This is a genomic window from Rhizobium sp. R634, assembly GCF_002211305.1.
In the GTDB taxonomy this organism is placed as follows: Bacteria; Pseudomonadota; Alphaproteobacteria; order Rhizobiales; family Rhizobiaceae; genus Rhizobium.
Window position 1 is genome coordinate 259518 of the sequence record NZ_LOKW01000002.1, and the last position, 15401, is coordinate 274918.

General features: G+C 62.7%; 15 protein-coding genes and 1 other RNA gene. 6 read left to right on the plus strand and 10 right to left on the minus strand.

Annotated features, from left to right (window positions below; translation table 11 throughout):
• Positions 1-120 precede the first annotated feature (120 nt).
• From ATY77_RS05460 to tkt, 6 genes are all read right to left on the minus strand, one after another.
• The gene (locus ATY77_RS05460) at positions 121-1323 is read right to left on the minus strand and encodes a phosphoglycerate kinase (RefSeq protein WP_190233746.1); all 1203 of its coding nucleotides are present in this window, start codon (positions 1321-1323) and stop codon (positions 121-123) included.
• A gap of 70 nt (positions 1324-1393) precedes the next feature.
• Positions 1394-3268 carry a potassium/proton antiporter gene (locus tag ATY77_RS05465; RefSeq protein ID WP_088686442.1) on the minus strand — a complete coding sequence of 625 codons (1875 nt, stop codon included), beginning with the start codon at positions 3266-3268 and terminating at the stop codon, positions 1394-1396.
• 388 nt (positions 3269-3656) lie between these two features.
• The gene (locus tag ATY77_RS32765; protein WP_190237584.1) at positions 3657-3833 is read right to left on the minus strand and encodes a hypothetical protein; all 177 of its coding nucleotides are present in this window, start codon (positions 3831-3833) and stop codon (positions 3657-3659) included.
• A 131-nt stretch (positions 3834-3964) separates the two neighbouring features.
• Positions 3965-4279: a hypothetical protein gene (locus ATY77_RS05470; RefSeq protein WP_088686443.1), complete on the minus strand. Its 315-nt coding sequence runs from the start codon at positions 4277-4279 to the stop codon at positions 3965-3967.
• A gap of 141 nt (positions 4280-4420) precedes the next feature.
• Positions 4421-5431, minus strand: a complete 1011-nt coding sequence (gap, locus tag ATY77_RS05475) for a type I glyceraldehyde-3-phosphate dehydrogenase (RefSeq protein ID WP_088678053.1) — start codon at positions 5429-5431, stop codon at positions 4421-4423.
• Between the two features lie 80 nt (positions 5432-5511).
• Positions 5512-7485, minus strand: a complete 1974-nt coding sequence (tkt, locus tag ATY77_RS05480) for a transketolase (protein ID WP_088686444.1) — start codon at positions 7483-7485, stop codon at positions 5512-5514.
• Positions 7486-7816: 331 nt separating this feature from the next.
• On the opposite strand from tkt, the gene ATY77_RS05485 reads away from it, so the two are divergent.
• From ATY77_RS05485 to ssrS, 3 genes are all read left to right on the plus strand, one after another.
• Positions 7817-8092 (plus strand): DUF4164 domain-containing protein, encoded by a 276-nt coding sequence (locus ATY77_RS05485; RefSeq protein ID WP_088686445.1) that lies wholly within the window; start codon positions 7817-7819, stop codon positions 8090-8092.
• Positions 8093-8221: 129 nt separating this feature from the next.
• Positions 8222-8599: a cell division protein ZapA gene (locus ATY77_RS05490; protein WP_088686446.1), complete on the plus strand. Its 378-nt coding sequence runs from the start codon at positions 8222-8224 to the stop codon at positions 8597-8599.
• A gap of 64 nt (positions 8600-8663) precedes the next feature.
• Positions 8664-8822, plus strand: a non-coding RNA gene (gene ssrS / locus ATY77_RS05495) — 6S RNA.
• 81 nt (positions 8823-8903) lie between these two features.
• Here the strand turns inward: ssrS and ATY77_RS05500 are convergent.
• The 3 genes from ATY77_RS05500 to ATY77_RS05510 all read right to left on the minus strand — a co-directional run bounded on the left by ATY77_RS05500 (position 8904) and on the right by ATY77_RS05510 (position 10915).
• Positions 8904-9887, minus strand: a complete 984-nt coding sequence (locus ATY77_RS05500) for an NAD(P)-dependent oxidoreductase (RefSeq protein WP_088686447.1) — start codon at positions 9885-9887, stop codon at positions 8904-8906.
• 98 nt (positions 9888-9985) lie between these two features.
• A complete protein-coding gene (locus ATY77_RS05505) occupies positions 9986-10522 on the minus strand; it encodes a helix-turn-helix transcriptional regulator (RefSeq protein WP_088686448.1) in 537 nt (178 codons plus the stop codon).
• Positions 10523-10582: 60 nt separating this feature from the next.
• A complete protein-coding gene (locus ATY77_RS05510) occupies positions 10583-10915 on the minus strand; it encodes a metalloregulator ArsR/SmtB family transcription factor (RefSeq protein WP_088686449.1) in 333 nt (110 codons plus the stop codon).
• A 55-nt stretch (positions 10916-10970) separates the two neighbouring features.
• Between ATY77_RS05510 and ATY77_RS05515 the strand changes: the two genes are divergently transcribed.
• The 3 genes from ATY77_RS05515 to ATY77_RS05525 all read left to right on the plus strand — a co-directional run bounded on the left by ATY77_RS05515 (position 10971) and on the right by ATY77_RS05525 (position 14913).
• Positions 10971-11453 (plus strand): SRPBCC domain-containing protein, encoded by a 483-nt coding sequence (locus ATY77_RS05515; protein ID WP_088686450.1) that lies wholly within the window; start codon positions 10971-10973, stop codon positions 11451-11453.
• A gap of 104 nt (positions 11454-11557) precedes the next feature.
• Complete coding sequence (gene gnd / locus ATY77_RS05520; RefSeq protein ID WP_088677950.1) at positions 11558-12589, plus strand: phosphogluconate dehydrogenase (NAD(+)-dependent, decarboxylating); 1032 nt, start codon at positions 11558-11560, stop codon at positions 12587-12589.
• A 209-nt stretch (positions 12590-12798) separates the two neighbouring features.
• On the plus strand, positions 12799-14913 hold the full coding sequence (locus ATY77_RS05525; RefSeq protein WP_088686451.1) for a mechanosensitive ion channel family protein: 2115 nt from the start codon (positions 12799-12801) through the stop codon (positions 14911-14913).
• Between the two features lie 6 nt (positions 14914-14919).
• On the opposite strand, the gene ATY77_RS05530 is transcribed toward ATY77_RS05525, so the two are convergent.
• Positions 14920-15297, minus strand: a complete 378-nt coding sequence (locus ATY77_RS05530; protein ID WP_088686452.1) for a DoxX family membrane protein — start codon at positions 15295-15297, stop codon at positions 14920-14922.
• Between the last annotated feature and the right edge of the window lie 104 nt (positions 15298-15401).

Genomic DNA, 15401 nt, shown 5'->3' on the forward strand with positions numbered 1-15401 from the left:
TGAAATCAATTCAATCGTTTGAAAAAATAGGATTTTTTTCGATCCTTGAGCAAAAGACCGCGGAAGCCGGTTGGCCACCGCGGTCTATCCACATGTAAAACCTGTCAAATCTGACTTAGGTTACCTAGCGGCGTTAAGGACGGCGACGCCGGGAAGCTCCTTGCCTTCCATCCATTCCAGGAAAGCGCCGCCGGCGGTCGAGACATAGCTGAACTCGTCGGCGACGCCGGCATGGTTCAGCGCCGAGACGGTGTCGCCGCCGCCTGCAACGGAGGTGAGCTTGCCGGCGACGGTGCGCTCGGCGGCGTATTTCGCAGCCGCGACCGTCGCAGCATCGAAGGGCTCGATTTCGAAGGCGCCGAGCGGACCGTTCCAGACGAGCGTCGCGGCGCGTTCGATCCAGGCATTGATCGCCTGGACGGATTTCGGGCCGACGTCGAGCACCATGGCATCGGCGGGAATGGCGTTGATATCGACCGTCTCGTTGGCCGCACCCGCCTTGAATTCGCGGGCGACCACACCGTCTTCCGGCAGGATGATGGCGCAGCCTGCAGTCGCGGCCTCGATCATGATCTGCTTGGCGGTCTCGGCGAGATCATGTTCGCAGAGCGACTTGCCGACATTGGTGCCGCGAGCGGCGATGAAGGTGTTGGCCATGCCGCCGCCGATGACGAGGGCATCGACCTTCTTCACGAGGTTCATCAGGAGGTCGATCTTCGTCGAAACCTTGGCGCCGCCGACGATGGCGACGACGGGGCGGGCGGGATTGCCGAGGCCGCTTTCCAGCGCTTCCAGCTCGGCCTGCATGGTGCGGCCGGCATGGGCCGGCAGATGATGGGCGAGGCCTTCGGTGGAAGCATGGGCGCGGTGGGCGGCGGAGAAGGCGTCGTTGACGTAGATATCGCCGTTGGCGGCAAGCGCCTTGATGAAATCGGGATCGTTCTTTTCCTCGCCCTTGTGGAAGCGGGTGTTTTCCATCAGCAGGATATCGCCGTCATTCATCGCGGCGACGGCGGCGGCGGCGGCCTCGCCGATGCAGTCGGAGGCGGTCAGCACGGCATGATCGAGCACTTCCTCGACCGAAGGGGCGATCAGCGACAGCGACAGATCAGCCGACGGGCCATCCTTCGGCCGGCCGAAATGGGCAAGCAGGATCACCTTGGCGCCCTTATCCGATAGTTCGAGGATCGTCGGCGCCACGCGCTCGATGCGTGTCGTATCGGTGACCTTGCCGTCCTTGACGGGAACGTTGAGGTCGACGCGGACGAGAACGCGCTTGCCGCTGATATCGGAAAGATCGTCGAGGGTCTTGAATGAAGGCATGGGGAAGATCCAGTCTTGGTTGGCGGAAGTCGCGCAGACCATAGCAAGGATCATTCGAGACGCAAGGCGTTCAACGGCCGTTTTCGCGTGTGGCTTCCTCGCGTCCGGCCGATGCTTTCGGCGCGTTTTCGGAGGCCGCGGCTTCGCGGTTCCGGCGTCCCTTCAGCCGGTCGCGGATGCGCTGGATGATGTCCTTGAGATTGATGAAGATCGGCAGGGTGATCGCCGGTTCGACCGCCTCGAGCGACATGCCGACCGAGGTAATGTGATCGTGTTCGTCGAGATCGCGGACGATGAGGATGATCGAGCCGAGACGGACGCGATCGGCATAATCGGCCTTGCCGCCGAGGCGCTGGCGCATCAGTTCGGCGATCGTCAGGCCCTTTTCGGATTCGTTGAGCAGGCCGGGACCGTAAGCCGCATCGAGATCGGCGGCCGGGCGGGCGGGCGAGAGCGCGAAGGCGCCGAAGAATTCGGCATCGTCCTCATCGACCGGCGCACGGCTGGCGAACAGGCGGTCGAGCAGGCGGGAATAGCTTGGCACGATGAAGAGATAGACGAGATCGTTCTCCCGCAGCCGCCCGGCATATTGGTAGCGCATCGACTTGCCGTCGCGAATGACGAGCGAGGGTGTGGCCCAGCGCGGAATGCGCTCGCCGCGCAGCACCGGGCTGTCCTTGATGACGCGATAGGAAAGCAGTTCGTGGTTGGCAGCACCCGGCAGATCGACCTCGACCTTGTCGACGGCGCCGATGCGCGGGGGGATGATCAGGCCGAGTTTCTTGGCGACCGGCTTGATCGTCCAGCCCTGGACGAGCAGGGAAACCAGCACGATGATGAAGGCGGTGTTGAAATAGATCTGACCGTTTTCCAGCCCGCCGAGGATCGGCATGATGGCAAGCAGGATGGAGACTGCGCCGCGCAGGCCGACCCAGGCGACGAAACCTATTTCCTGCTGCGTGTAGTCGAATGGGAGGAGCGACAGCCAGATCGCCAGCGGCCGGGCGACGAAGATCAGGAAGAGGGCAAGCAGGATCGCCGGCACGATGATGACGGGGAATTGCGACGGCGTGGCGAGCAGGCCGAGCACCAGGAACATGATGATCTGCGCCAGCCAGGTCATGCCGTCCTGGAAGCGTTTGATGGTGCCGATCGCCTGCATCTTGCGATTTCCGGCATAGATGCCGGCGACATAGACGGCGAGGAAGCCGCTGCCGCCGACCGTGCCGGCAAAGGAGAAGACGAGCAGGGCGAGCGCCAGCACGAAGATCGGCGTCAGGCCGCGATCGGTATCGAGCTTGCTGACGATCAGTACGATCATCATGCCGCCAAGCAGGCCGAGAATGACGCCGAGCCCCATCTGCTGCACGAACATGGCGAGCATGCCGATATTGATGCCATGGTAACGCTCGCCGCTCGCCAGCACTTCGACGAGGGCGATGGTGAGGAAGATCGCCATCGGATCGTTGGTGCCGGATTCGACTTCGAGCGTCGAGCGCACCTTGTCACGGATGTTGATGCCGCCGATGCGCAGCAGGAAGAAGACGGCGGCGGCATCCGTCGAGGCGACGATCGATCCAAGCAGCAGGCCTTCGAGCCAGGTGAAGTTCAACAGCCACATGGCGGCGACGGCAAAGAGCGAGGCGGTGATCAACACGCCGACCGAGGCGAGCGTGAGGGAGGGCACGGCCGCCAGCCGGAAGGCCTGCATCGGCGTGCCGAAGCCGGAATCGAACAGGATGACGGCCAGCGCGATGGAGCCGAGGATATAGGCCAGATAATTGTTGCTGAATTCGATGCCGAGGCCGTCGACGCCGGCGGCAAGGCCGATCATCAGGAAGAGCAGCAGCAGCGGGGCGCCGAAGCGGAAAGCGAGCAGGCTCGAAAAAGCAGCAAGAAGCACGAGCGCCGTCGCGACCAGCACCACGATATAGAACGCTTCCATGCCCACCCCTTTCCATCGACTGCTTCGCAGATACGGCCACCCCCGGCCGATCTATCTATTCCAACCCTCCACCACGCGCGTCGATGCGTCAGTAAACGGCAAAACGGCAGAGAAGGGTAGGCCTTGCGGCTTAACCTCGTCTCGTGCTGCATCATGCTGCTGAACGGTTGCCGGACGGCCACCGACACGGAAATGCTACGGGAGAAATTCTCTACAAAGAATGTATAAGAAAATCAGGCAACAGCAGGGCGAAAGACGGGAAGATCGATTTTTCCTGCCGGTATCTCGATGCGGCGACAAGATAAAGTCACACTCCTGCGTTCAGGCGGCTTGTTCGCCTTGTCTGATGACGGGGAAGGGAGTGCGGCCGCGGATTGGGCGAGCGCTATCAGAACACGGCCTGGAGTATGATAACGGCGAGAAACGCGAGACCGATGAACGCGGCAACCCGGATGACCAGACGATCAGCCTTTGCCAGCACGGCAGGTCTGACGTCGCGCTTCGGGTGAAACCGCTGCCGCCGCTTGAGAGTGGTGTGGGAGGAGCGTTTTTGCGCCTCTGCCATTATCGCCTCCACTGGATCATTGCAGCGTCAATCTATCACGCTTGGCCAGCGGATTGCCAACCGTGATTCCATCCTTGCGGCCGGCCCTTCGGAGCAGCTTTTCAAAACCGGAGGACGCTGCGGATCGGTAGTCAGTCTTCGGTATCCTCGCCATCGTCGGTCAGGTCCTCGACCGGAATCAGGAAAACGACGAATTCGTCGTCGATGGTCCTTTGCGGATCATCGTCGAATTCGTAGGCGTGCTCGACTTCGCTGGCTTCCTCGGCGGTCGCCTTGCGCAGGCTCAGCGCCGCCTTGCGGTCCCACAGAGGCTTGCCTTCGGATTCCAGGATGGTCAGGTCGTCGCGAAAATCTTCCGCCTCGAAGAAATGCGTCGCTTCTTCATGGTTTTTCGAGCGAAAGCTGGCAATGGCGCGGCCGGCGATCTCAACGGTAAAGTAGTCCATCCATCTCTCCCTATCTCCCTGGCCGGCGATGCGGTTCAGGCTTCGTGCACCATAGCAGGTTTCGCAATCGATCCGGCGTGGTGCCTATAACAAAACGGCCCGGTTTCCCGGGCCGCATGCAATCAGTCGTTCGTCAGGCTCTCAGATGAGCTTGGCAAAGGCAACGGCCGTGTCCGACATGCGGCTGGAGAAGCCCCACTCGTTATCGTACCAGGACAGAATGCGCACGAAGTTGCCTTCCATGACCTTCGTCTGATCGGTCGCGAAGATCGAGGAATGGCTGTCGTGGTTGAAGTCGCGGGAGACGAGCGGCTCGTCGGTGTAGCCGAGGATGCCCTTCAGCTTGCCGTTGGAGGCGGCCTTGATGGCTTCATTGATTTCGCCGACCGTGGTCGCCTTCTTGGAGACGAACTTGAAGTCGACGACCGAAACGTTCGGGGTCGGAACGCGGATCGAGGTGCCATCGAGCTTGCCCTTGAGGTGCGGCAGCACGAGGCCGACGGCCTTGGCGGCGCCCGTCGAGGTCGGGATCATGGAAAGGGCGGCGGCGCGGGCGCGATACAGATCCTTGTGCATCGTGTCGAGCGTCGGCTGATCGCCGGTGTAGGAGTGGATGGTCGTCATGAAGCCGTGGTCGATGCCGACGGCGTCGTCGAGGACCTTCACCACCGGCACCAGGCAGTTGGTGGTGCAGGAAGCGTTGGAGATGACCATGTGCTCCTTGGTGAGCTGGTCGTGGTTGACGCCGAAGACGACGGTCAGGTCGGCGCCGTCGGCAGGAGCCGAGACGATGACGCGCTTGGCGCCGGCCGTCAGATGGGCGGCGGCCTTGTCGCGGGCGGTGAAGATGCCGGTGCATTCCATGGCAATATCGACGCCGAGTTCGCGGTGCGGAAGCGTCGCCGGATCCTTAATCGCCGTGACCTTGATCGGCTTGCCGTTACCGACGGTGATCGTGTCACCTTCGACCTTCACGGTTGCCGGGAACTTGCCGTGGATCGAGTCGTAGCGCAGCAGATGGGCGTTGGTCTCGACGGGGCCGAGGTCGTTGATGGCGACGACTTCGATGTCGGTGCGGCCGGATTCGACGATAGCGCGGAGGACGTTACGGCCGATGCGGCCGAAACCATTGATGGCAACCTTGACTGTCATGTTCATTCACTCCCGATGAATAGGGCCCGATAGAGAGGGCCTGGAATTGAGGAGATGGAGAGCGCCTCAAGGCGCTCTCCTTAAAGCTTTGCTTCCGCGGCCGCAACGACGGCGTCGGCGGTGATGCCGAAATGCTTGTAGACGTCCTTGACCGGACCGGAAGCGCCGAAGCCCTTCATGCCGATGAACGTGCCTTCCGGACCGATGAAGGCATCCCAGCCTTCGCGGACGGCGGCTTCGACGGCGATCTTGACCGGCGAGTTGCCGAGCACTTGCCTGCGATATGCGTCCGGCTGCTCGAAGAACAGTTCCGTGCAGGGAACCGATACGACGCGTACCGTCACGCCCTTGGCTTCGAGGGCGGCGCGGGCGGCAACGGCGATTTCGACTTCCGAGCCGGAAGCGAAGATCGTCACCTTGGCGTCGGCATTGCCGGCGAGCGTATAAGCGCCCTGTTCGCAGAGGTTCTTTTCGCTGTATTCGGTGCGGGCCGGGCTGAGGTTCTGACGCGTCAGGGCAAGGCCAGACGGACGGTTCTGCGTCTTGACGGCGATCTGCCAGCATTCCGCCGTTTCCGTGGCGTCGGCCGGACGGAAGACCATCAGGTTCGGGATGGCGCGGAGACCGGCGAGCTGCTCGACGGGCTGGTGCGTGGGGCCGTCTTCGCCGACGCCGATCGAGTCATGCGTCAGGACGTGGATGACGCGGATGCCCATCAGGGCCGCGAGGCGGATCGGCGGGCGGCAATAATCCGAGAAGATCAGGAAGCCGCCGCTATAGGGAATGAGGCCGCCATGCAGCGCAATGCCGTTCATGGCCGAGGCCATGCCGTGCTCGCGGATGCCCCAGTGCACGTAACGGCCGGCGAAATCCGTCGGCGTGATCGAGTGCATCTGGCTGGTCTTGGTGTTGTTCGACGGCGTCAGGTCGGCGGAACCGCCGAGCGTTTCCGGCAGGAAGCCGTTGATGACCTCGAGCGCGTCTTCCGAAGCCTTGCGGGTGGCAACAGTCGGCTTGGTCTCGGCGAGCTTCTTCTTATATGCGCTGATCGCGGCGTCGAAGCCTTCCGGCAGTTCGCCCGCCATGCGGCGGGAGAATTCCGCCTTGGCTGGCGACTTGGAAAGAGTTTCTTCCCATGCCTTGACGATATTGTCCGAGCGGGTGCCGGCGACGCGCCATGCATCGAGAACGTCGGAGGGGATGACGAAGGGCTCGTAATCCCAATTCAGCGCCTTGCGGGTGGCGGCGATTTCCTCGGCGCCGAGCGGGCTGCCGTGAACCTTGTGGCTGCCGGCCTTGTTCGGAGCGCCGAAGCCGATGACGGTCTTGCAGGCGATGAAGGTCGGACGGTCGGACTTGTGGGCGGCTTCGATCGCATCGGCGATGGCGGCCTGATCGTGACCGTCGATCTCGATCGTGTTCCAGTGGACGGCCTTGAAGCGGGCGATCTGGTCGGTCGAATCCGACAGTGAAACCGCGCCGTCGATGGTAATCGAGTTGTTGTCCCAGAAGAGGATCAGCTTGTTCAGCTTCAGGTGGCCGGCAAGCGCGATCGCCTCATGGCTGATGCCTTCCATCAGGCAGCCGTCGCCATTGATGACATAGGTATAGTGGTCCTGGAGGTCCGCACCGAACTCCTCGCGCAGCTTGCGCTCGGCGATCGCCATGCCGACGGCGTTGGCGATGCCCTGGCCGAGCGGGCCAGTCGTGGTTTCGATGCCTGTCGCATGGCCGTATTCCGGGTGGCCGGCGGTCTTGGAGCCGATCTGGCGGAACTGCTTCAGATCCTCGACCGTCGTATCGGGATAGCCGGTCAAGTAGAGCAGCGAATAGAGCAGCATCGAGCCGTGGCCGGCGGAGAGCACGAAGCGGTCACGGTTCGGCCAGTGCGGCTTCTTCGGATCGAACTTCAGATATTTGGTGAACAGGACCGTTGCCACGTCAGCCATGCCCATTGGCATGCCCGGGTGGCCGGAATTCGCCTTTTCGACGGCGTCCATGGCGAGAAAACGGATCGCATTCGCCATCCGGTCGTGTTGTTCGGGAGAGGTCATGGCTTTTCCGCAAGCTCCGGGTGTCGGGGGATGGTCTCGAGCCTCCAAGACCATCGAGTGAAAGCGGGTGAGACATACCAGTTAAGACGGGCGAGTCAATAAATGGCAGGCCAAATCCAGGCAGGCTGCGGCATTTTTTGACATTTGATCGCGCGGTTGAACAAATGACAAAACGCCTGTGGCGGCTATCGCGAAATCGCTCATCCACAAGTAGGCCGGCCGGCAGATGACGGGATTGATTGACGGGCCGTCGGCGAGCTGCATATCCTCTTCGAAATCACAGGGTCGGCGCCGAGGGTCGATTCGCGGGTCCTGCACGGAAGCGGAAGGCATGACGCCCACAGGCAAAACCATGGAAGCAGCGCTCAACGAGCTGAAGCAGGCGATTTCCAGCCTCGAAAACGCCGTCGACGTGCGCGTCGAGCGGGAGCGGGATCAGGGCGAGATCGAAGGCGAGGTTCGCCGTGTGCATGCCGACCGCTCGCGGCTGGCGCAGGAGCTCGACCAGGCCGAATTCCGCGCCAACCGGCTGGAAGAGGTCAATCGCGAGGTGTCGCGGCGGCTGGTGACGGCCATGGAAACGATCCGCGCGGTTCTGGATCGCTAGAACAGGATGATCTTAGGCCAAGTTGGCCTAAGATCTGAATCCTGTTCTAATTTAAAGAGTTAGAGCATGATGTCGTCCGAAAACCGCTCACACTTTTCGGCATCATGCTCTGAAAGAAGAGAATTTAGCATGGCGCAGGTGACGGTAACGATCGACGGCAAGGCCTATCGCATGGCCTGCGAGGAAGGGCAGGAGGACCACCTGACCGATCTCGCCACCCGCTTCGACAGCTATGTCGGCCATCTCAAGGGCCAGTTCGGCGAAATCGGCGATCTCAGGATCACCGTCATGGCCGGCATCATGATCATGGACGAGATCTCCGAGCTGACGCGGCGCATCGCCGGGCTGGAATCCGAACTGGAGTCGCTGCGCAGCAACCGCGACACCGTGCTCGCCGCGACCGCCCGTACCGAGGAAAACCTCGCGGCGGCGCTGAGCGAAGTTTCGAGCCGCATCCGCGGCATCACCGACAAGCTGAACGGCCGTCCGGCACCGGAACTCAATTGAATTAAATAAAAACGGCCCGCCGTCGCCACTGGCGCGTTGGCGCAAACGACCTTATATATCGCGATGCGGTCTGCGCCTCTCGACAGGAACCACAATCCCTGGGGCCATACTCGATCCAAAGGGAGCTGTCCCTGGCCAGGCCCGTGGGCCTGGACACACGGTGCCCACCTACGTTTGTAGGCACCCAGGATCGTAAACATCCATCGGTTGCCGTGGATCGCGCTTTCCCTTTCATATCGGCGAAGAGACGCGGCGATCCGCTTTCGGCAGGATCGTCACGATGCGCTGAAGCCGCAATCCAATCCTAATTCACCGGGTAGGGGCCTTCGGCGAAGACCTCGTCATGGTAGCCCTTGAAGCCGACATCGCGCGCCAGGGGGCTGCGCCATTCCCTGCCGTCGCGCAGGCAATCGAGCAGGAAGGGGAAATCATATCGCGGCTGCCAGCCGAGTTCGCGCCTTGCCCGTTCGTTGACATAGACGCGGTCGAGCGCCGGAAACATCTTCCAGCCGCGTTCGGCATAAAGGGCGCCCGCACCGGGAAAGAGCCGCTCGACGACGGCAGGCGCGTCTTTCCTGAGTTCGGCGAGGTCGCCGTATGAAAAGGGTGTCGTGGCGGAGATGATGTAGCGGCCGAAGCCGATTGCCGGCGCCTTGTCGAGCGCCAGCAGATGGGCGCCGACCACGTCGCTGATATCGACGCGGCGATGAAGCAGTTCGTTGGCCTGGGCATTTTCCGCCGAATATCGGTTGCGAATATCGGGATCGTCGTCGTTTTCGGGGAAGAAGCGCGAGGTCCTGAGGATGACGACAGGCAGGCGGGACTTACGGGCGAAGAGCTCCGAGAGGCCTTCGGCGGCGAGCTTCGTCACGCCGTAGATGTTCCTTGCAACGGGAAGCACATCCTCGGTCACCCATGCCGCGGGTTCGCCGGCGGCCGGCGTCAATGCGGCGCCGAAGGCGCTGGTGGTGCTGGTGAAGACGAAGCTTGCAACACCCGCCGCGGTCGCCTCTTCCAGCAGGTTCAGGGTGCCGGCGACATTGGAGTCGAGGAAATCGCGGTTGGCGTGGGTCGCCACATGCGGCTTGTGCAGGGTTGCGGCGTGGATGACATGGCTGACGCCAGACATGGCCTGGCTGACGAAATCGCGGTCGCCGATCGAGCCGACCATATCGGTGAAAGCCGAGGGTTTGATGTCGATGCCGCGCGCCCACCGGCTTTCAGCCCTCAGCGTGCGCATCAGCGCCTCGCCCAAATGGCCGGCGCTTCCCGTTACCAATATCGTCATCGCCTTGCCTCCAGAGCGGTTTCGCGGCGGACGCTATAAAGACCGGCGTTTTCGAACAACGCATAAATTATGCATGGGGATGCAGGAAAGCTGCAGGCTCAGCCGATGGTCGTCACAAGCCGGCCGGCGCTGCCGTCGGAAAGCATGATCCGTTCCCAGGTCACGCGGCCGGCGGCGATCGGCAGCAGCTCATTGTCGTTGGCGCCGGTTTCGAGCGTCAGCGACAGGAGCCTGCCGTCATGCCAGCCGCGCTCCTCCAGCGACTGCTCGGCGGCGGTGATTTCGGCAGAGGCGTAGGAGAAAAGCGAGCGGCCGAGAAAGGCGGCGAGCGGTGCGCGCCATTCGGCCTGGCGCGGACGGGAGGCCGACAGCAGCCGGTGGGTGACGTCACAGATCAGATGCACGGGCCGGACGGAATCCTCGACCAGCCGCTTCAGCGCCGCATCGGCCGCGGCATGTCGCGGCGAGGCGAAAATTCGCCCGAGGTTCAAGGCCTGTTCGGGCGAGAGGGCGAGCTGACCGCGCTCCCAGCGCGAAACGGTCGCCTGGTTTACGCCGAGGAGTTCGGCGAGATGCTGCTGCTTCATACTGCGCAGCAGCCGCATGCGGCGTATGCCTGCTCCTGATACCGTCATCCCGCACTCCAGCTTTTTGCCAGCATAAGATTACAGTGAACCGCGCGGCAAGCCGGCCCGTTATTCCGGCTGGCCTTCGAGGTCACCTTTCAGCCGATCGAGAATCGAGAGGGCATGGCCGGCATAGGCGCTGATCCAGCGGTCGTAGATGTGCTTGATCGGCAGGCTGTTCAGGTGGTTCCAGCGTTCGCGGCCCTCCTTCCTGGCGATGACCAGATCGGCCTCCTCCAGCACCTTCAAGTGCTGCATCACCGTGCAGCGGTCCATTCCGGGAAATATTTCGCAAAGCGCCCCCGTCGTGCGCGGGCCATCCTTGAGCAGGTCGAGGATTTCGCGGCGGCGATGATGCGCCAGCGCCTTGAAAACCGGATCATCTTTCGATTCGCTTGACATGTTATATTTTTATAACATAATGGCGTCAGGAGCAATGGAGAAGAGGAGAAGTACCATGTCTCTCGGAATCCGCGTTTCCGGCCGCATCGGCCGCCCCGTCGCAGACGTGTTTGACGCCGTCGTCAATCCGAACAAGCTCAGCAGCTATTTCACCACCATCGGCGGGGCGAGCGCGCCGCTCGTTCAGGGCACCACGGTGACCTGGTGGAAGGATGCGCCGGTGGAGGTCGTCGAGCTCGTGCCCGACAGCCGCATCGTGTTGCGCTGGGACGGCGGCACCGGTGAGGATCAGGCGAAGTACAAGACGCAGGTGGAGATGAACTTCAAGCCGCTGGAGGATGGCGGCACGCTGGTAACGATCGCCGAGAACGGCTGGCGCGAGGACGAGGCCGGCCGGCGCGGCACCTATCTCAACTGCGAAGGCTGGACGCAGATGCTCTGCTCGATGAAGGCCTTCGTCGAATACGGCATCAATCTGCGCGAGGGCATGTACCTCAGCGAGATGAAGGGGGAGCCGGCCAGCGCGCCGGATGTCTGACGAACCGTCAGGCTTGAAGGCGGCGCCAGACTTCGCTTGCCTGTCACACTGCGGGTGCTAATTTCCGGAGTCGATACTTCATCTCGGTTTCCAGGAGATTCATTATGCAGCTTGGTATGGTTGGTTTGGGCCGCATGGGCAATTACATGGTCCAGCGGCTGATGCGGGGCGGTCACGAATGCGTCGTCTATGACGCCAGGCCCGAAAGCGTTGCCGAGTTGGCAGGCATGGGCGCGACGGGCAGCGCTTCGCTGGAGGAGTTCGTCTCGAAGCTCAGCCATCCGCGCGCCATCTGGCTGATGCTACCGGCGGCGATCGTCGACAAGGTGCTGGCGAGCCTGGTGCCGCTGCTGCAGAACGGCGATATCGTCATCGACGGCGGCAATTCCTATTATCACGACGATATCCGCCGCGGCGCCGAACTCATCACCAAGGGGATCCATTATGTCGACGTCGGCACCAGCGGCGGCGTCTTCGGCCTCGAACGCGGCTATTGCCTGATGATCGGCGGGGAGAAGGGCATCGTCCAGCACCTTTCGCCGATCTTCGCGACGCTCGCGCCCGGCGCCGGCAAGACGGAAGCCTCGCCGAACCGCAGCGCCGAAGCGGCTGCGGCGAGCACCGCCGAGCAGGGCTACCTGCATTGCGGCCCGCATGGGGCCGGCCACTTCGTCAAGATGGTGCATAACGGCATCGAATACGGCCTGATGGCGGCCTATGCCGAAGGCCTCAATATCCTGAAACATGCCAATATCGGCGCTGCCTCGCATGAGGCCGATGCGGAGACCGCGCCGCTCGCGCATCCCGAACATTTCCAATACGACTTCAATCTGCAGGACGTTGCCGAAGTCTGGCGGCGCGGCAGCGTCATCACCTCCTGGCTGCTCGATCTCACCGCCGATGCGCTGCATGCCGATCCGGCGCTGGCGAAATATGCGGGCCGGGTCTCCGACAGCGGCGAAGGCCGCTGGACGATCATGGCGGCGATCGACGAAAGCGTGCCGACGCCGGTGCTGAGTGCGGCGCTCTACGGCCGCTTCTCCTCGCGCGACAACGACGAATTCGCCAACAAGGTTCTGTCGGCGATGCGCGCGGGCTTCGGCGGCCACGTGGAGAAGCCGGCTCCGAAATCCTGATTGCTCGGTTTTCACCGCCCGACGAAGCCGTCATCCTGAAACAGTGGACGTATGCCTGGTTTCGGGGCGGCGGCGACATCGGCCTTTCCTAGCCATCGGTATGGTTTCCCTACCGCTTGCTGGCGGCCACGCTCGCAGGTATCCATTGCTGCAAGGAGAAATGTCGGAGCTGCTTCATCGGGGCGGACGGCACTCCATTGAGGGCAGATATGGAACGTGACAGGGCAGGGGTCTTGAGGGGCGCCATATCGGGCGTGCTGGCATTCATTATGTTTTTGGGCCTGGTTTCGCCTGGCTTCGCCCAGACAGCACAGGCACAGGCGCCGGCCGCGTCGGTCCCGCCGGCGCAAGTGCGTGAGATGATGCAGCTCATGCAGACGCCCGAGGTCAAGCAGTGGATGTCGACGCAGATGGCGGCGGCGCCTGCGGCCGACACGGCGGCAGAGAACCAGATGTCGGTTCTATCGGGTCTGCTGCAGCATTCCCGCCGGCATGTCTCGATGGTCTCCGATGCCGCAATGACGCTGCCCTCGCAGATCGGCAATGCGTCCTCCCTGCTTTTCGGTGAGATCGCCGCCGCCGGCCGAGCGCGCATGACGGCCCAATTCCTGGCGATCTTTTTGCTCGGTGCGATCGTCGAGAGCATCGCCCGCTATGTCTTCCGGCGCCGCCGTCGCCGGCTGGCCGCGATGGCGGGCATGCATCTGGCGCCGCGTGTCATCCCGGCGCTGATCTTTGCGGGCGCAACGGTGCTCACGCTTCTCAGCCTCAATTGGCCGCCGCTCAGCCAGAGTATCGCGATCGTCTGCGTCGTTGCGCTCATCGTCCAGCGTTTCACTATCTGCCTCGGCGGCGTTCTGGTCGATCTCATCGGGCTGGCGCGGGCCGATGAAGAGCGGCAGGGCGTCACCGCGCCGACCATGCCGGGGCGGGCCGTGGCACTCTTCTGGTACCGCCGCTGCGCGACCTTCGTCATTTATTTCGCATTCGGCTGGGCCGTGATCCAGTCGATGATGCCGCTCGGCTATTCCGAGAGCGCCCGGCTCGTCGTCGGCTACATCCTCGGCATCGGGCTGCTGCTGATCGCGATCGAGGCGGTCTGGTCGCGCCCGCACAAGGACGAGAAGCGCGGTCACGGAATCTCCTGGGCGCTTACCGTCTATTTCCTGCTGCTCTGGGGGTTGTGGGTCGCAGGTTTCAACGGGCTGCTCTGGCTCGGAATCTATGTGCTGCTGCTGCCGCGCGTGCTCGCGGTCTCGACGCTCGCGGTGAAATCGCTGCAGCAGACCGAAGCTAGCTTCCTGGCCACGCGCCGCATTGCGGCCGTGCTGCTCGATCGCGGCGTGCGGGCGCTGATCATCGCGCTGGCCGCCATCTGGCTCGGGCGTATGCTCGGCGTCGGCGCCGACACGATGGCCGCCGGCGACAGGATGCTCGACAAGATCGCGCGCGGTCTCATCGGCGGCATCGTCATCCTGCTGGCGGCCGATCTGCTCTGGCACGTCGTCAAGGCCTATATCGACGGCAAGCTGCTCGACTCACCGCTGGACGGCACCGAGACGGACGAGGAGAAGGCCAAGCGGGCGCGGATACAGACGCTCCTGCCGATCTTCCGCAATATCCTCGCCGTGGTGATTGCCGTCATCGCCGTGCTGATGGTGCTTTCGGGCCTCGGCATCGAGATCGGGCCGCTGATTGCCGGCGCCGGCGTCGTCGGCGTCGCGGTCGGTTTCGGCGCGCAGACGATCGTCAAGGACGTCATCAGCGGCATGTTCTATCTCTGGGACGATGCCTTCCGCGTCGGCGAATATATCGAAAGCGGCAGCCACAAGGGCGTGGTCGAGGCCTTCAGCCTGCGCTCGGTGAAGCTCAGGCATCATCGCGGACCGCTGACGACCGTGCCCTTCGGCGAGCTTGGCGCTGTGAAGAACCTCAACCGCGACTGGACGATCGATAAAATCAGCCTCAACGTCAAATACGACACCGATCTCGTCAAGGCGAAGAAGGTGATCAAGCAGATCGGCCAGACGCTGCTCGAAAATCCGGAATATGGCCCACATATCATCGAGACGCTGAAGATGAAGGGCGTCGAGCAATTCGGCGAGTTCGCGATTGAGATCCGGCTGTCGATGATGACGAAACCCGGCGAGCAATTCGTCATCCGCCGCAACGCGCTGGCGATGATCCGCAATGCCTTCAGGGAAAACGGCATCGAATTCGCGGTGCCGACGGTGCAGGTGGCGGGCGACCGGGACGCGGAAGTGGAAGCCGCCGTGGCGCGTTATGCCGCGCAGGCGCGAGCAGGCGGCGAGCCGGCCGCATAAATCGCCTTACATTGCTCCCGCGGCTGCGATCAGCAGGCCGCCGATGATCGCCATGTTGCTCTTCCAGCTGTTGATGGCGCCGTCGCGCGCCGTTTCCTGCATGTCCCAGAAATTCAGCAGCATCACGGAAGCGGCAAGTGTGAAGATGATGAGGCCGAAGGCTGCCGGGGCGACATAGAGGCCGAGCATCAGCAGCAGACCGGCGGCGATCTGGAAGAGGCTGGCTGATATCAGCACCCATTTCGCAAAAGGGACGCCGCGGGCTTCGATGGCGTCGCTTATCGGCACGATGACGAAAAAATGATGAATGCCGCCTGCGACGAAAAGACCGCCGAGCAGCAGTCTGCCGAGGACGAGCATCGTGAAGGCCAGGCTATCTTGCATGTCTAATCCTTCTCTCGCTTCTCAAACCCGCATTATCGCTCGCAACGCTCTGCGCAAGCTTACGAAAATGCAATGTATCCACCGGGCTCGCCTGCGCAAATTCG

Bases quoted from the DNA above. Each gene is read 5' to 3' on its own strand.
- ATY77_RS05515 (WP_088686450.1), top strand. From the start codon at position 10,971: ATGTCTCTCGGAATCCGCGTTTCCGGCCGCATCGGCCGCCCCGTCGCA.
- ATY77_RS05525 (WP_088686451.1), top strand. From the start codon at position 12,799: ATGGAACGTGACAGGGCAGGGGTCTTGAGGGGCGCCATATCGGGCGTG.
- gap (WP_088678053.1), bottom strand. From the start codon at position 5,431: ATGACAGTCAAGGTTGCCATCAATGGTTTCGGCCGCATCGGCCGTAAC.
- ATY77_RS05500 (WP_088686447.1), bottom strand. From the start codon at position 9,887: ATGACGATATTGGTAACGGGAAGCGCCGGCCATTTGGGCGAGGCGCTG.
- ATY77_RS32765 (WP_190237584.1), bottom strand. From the start codon at position 3,833: ATGGCAGAGGCGCAAAAACGCTCCTCCCACACCACTCTCAAGCGGCGG.
- ATY77_RS05490 (WP_088686446.1), top strand. From the start codon at position 8,222: ATGGCGCAGGTGACGGTAACGATCGACGGCAAGGCCTATCGCATGGCC.
- ATY77_RS05465 (WP_088686442.1), bottom strand. From the start codon at position 3,268: ATGGAAGCGTTCTATATCGTGGTGCTGGTCGCGACGGCGCTCGTGCTT.
- gnd (WP_088677950.1), top strand. From the start codon at position 11,558: ATGCAGCTTGGTATGGTTGGTTTGGGCCGCATGGGCAATTACATGGTC.
- ATY77_RS05470 (WP_088686443.1), bottom strand. From the start codon at position 4,279: ATGGACTACTTTACCGTTGAGATCGCCGGCCGCGCCATTGCCAGCTTT.
- ATY77_RS05485 (WP_088686445.1), top strand. From the start codon at position 7,817: ATGACGCCCACAGGCAAAACCATGGAAGCAGCGCTCAACGAGCTGAAG.
- ATY77_RS05530 (WP_088686452.1), bottom strand. From the start codon at position 15,297: ATGCAAGATAGCCTGGCCTTCACGATGCTCGTCCTCGGCAGACTGCTG.
- tkt (WP_088686444.1), bottom strand. From the start codon at position 7,485: ATGACCTCTCCCGAACAACACGACCGGATGGCGAATGCGATCCGTTTT.
- ATY77_RS05510 (WP_088686449.1), bottom strand. From the start codon at position 10,915: ATGTCAAGCGAATCGAAAGATGATCCGGTTTTCAAGGCGCTGGCGCAT.
- ATY77_RS05460 (WP_190233746.1), bottom strand. From the start codon at position 1,323: ATGCCTTCATTCAAGACCCTCGACGATCTTTCCGATATCAGCGGCAAG.
- ATY77_RS05505 (WP_088686448.1), bottom strand. From the start codon at position 10,522: ATGACGGTATCAGGAGCAGGCATACGCCGCATGCGGCTGCTGCGCAGT.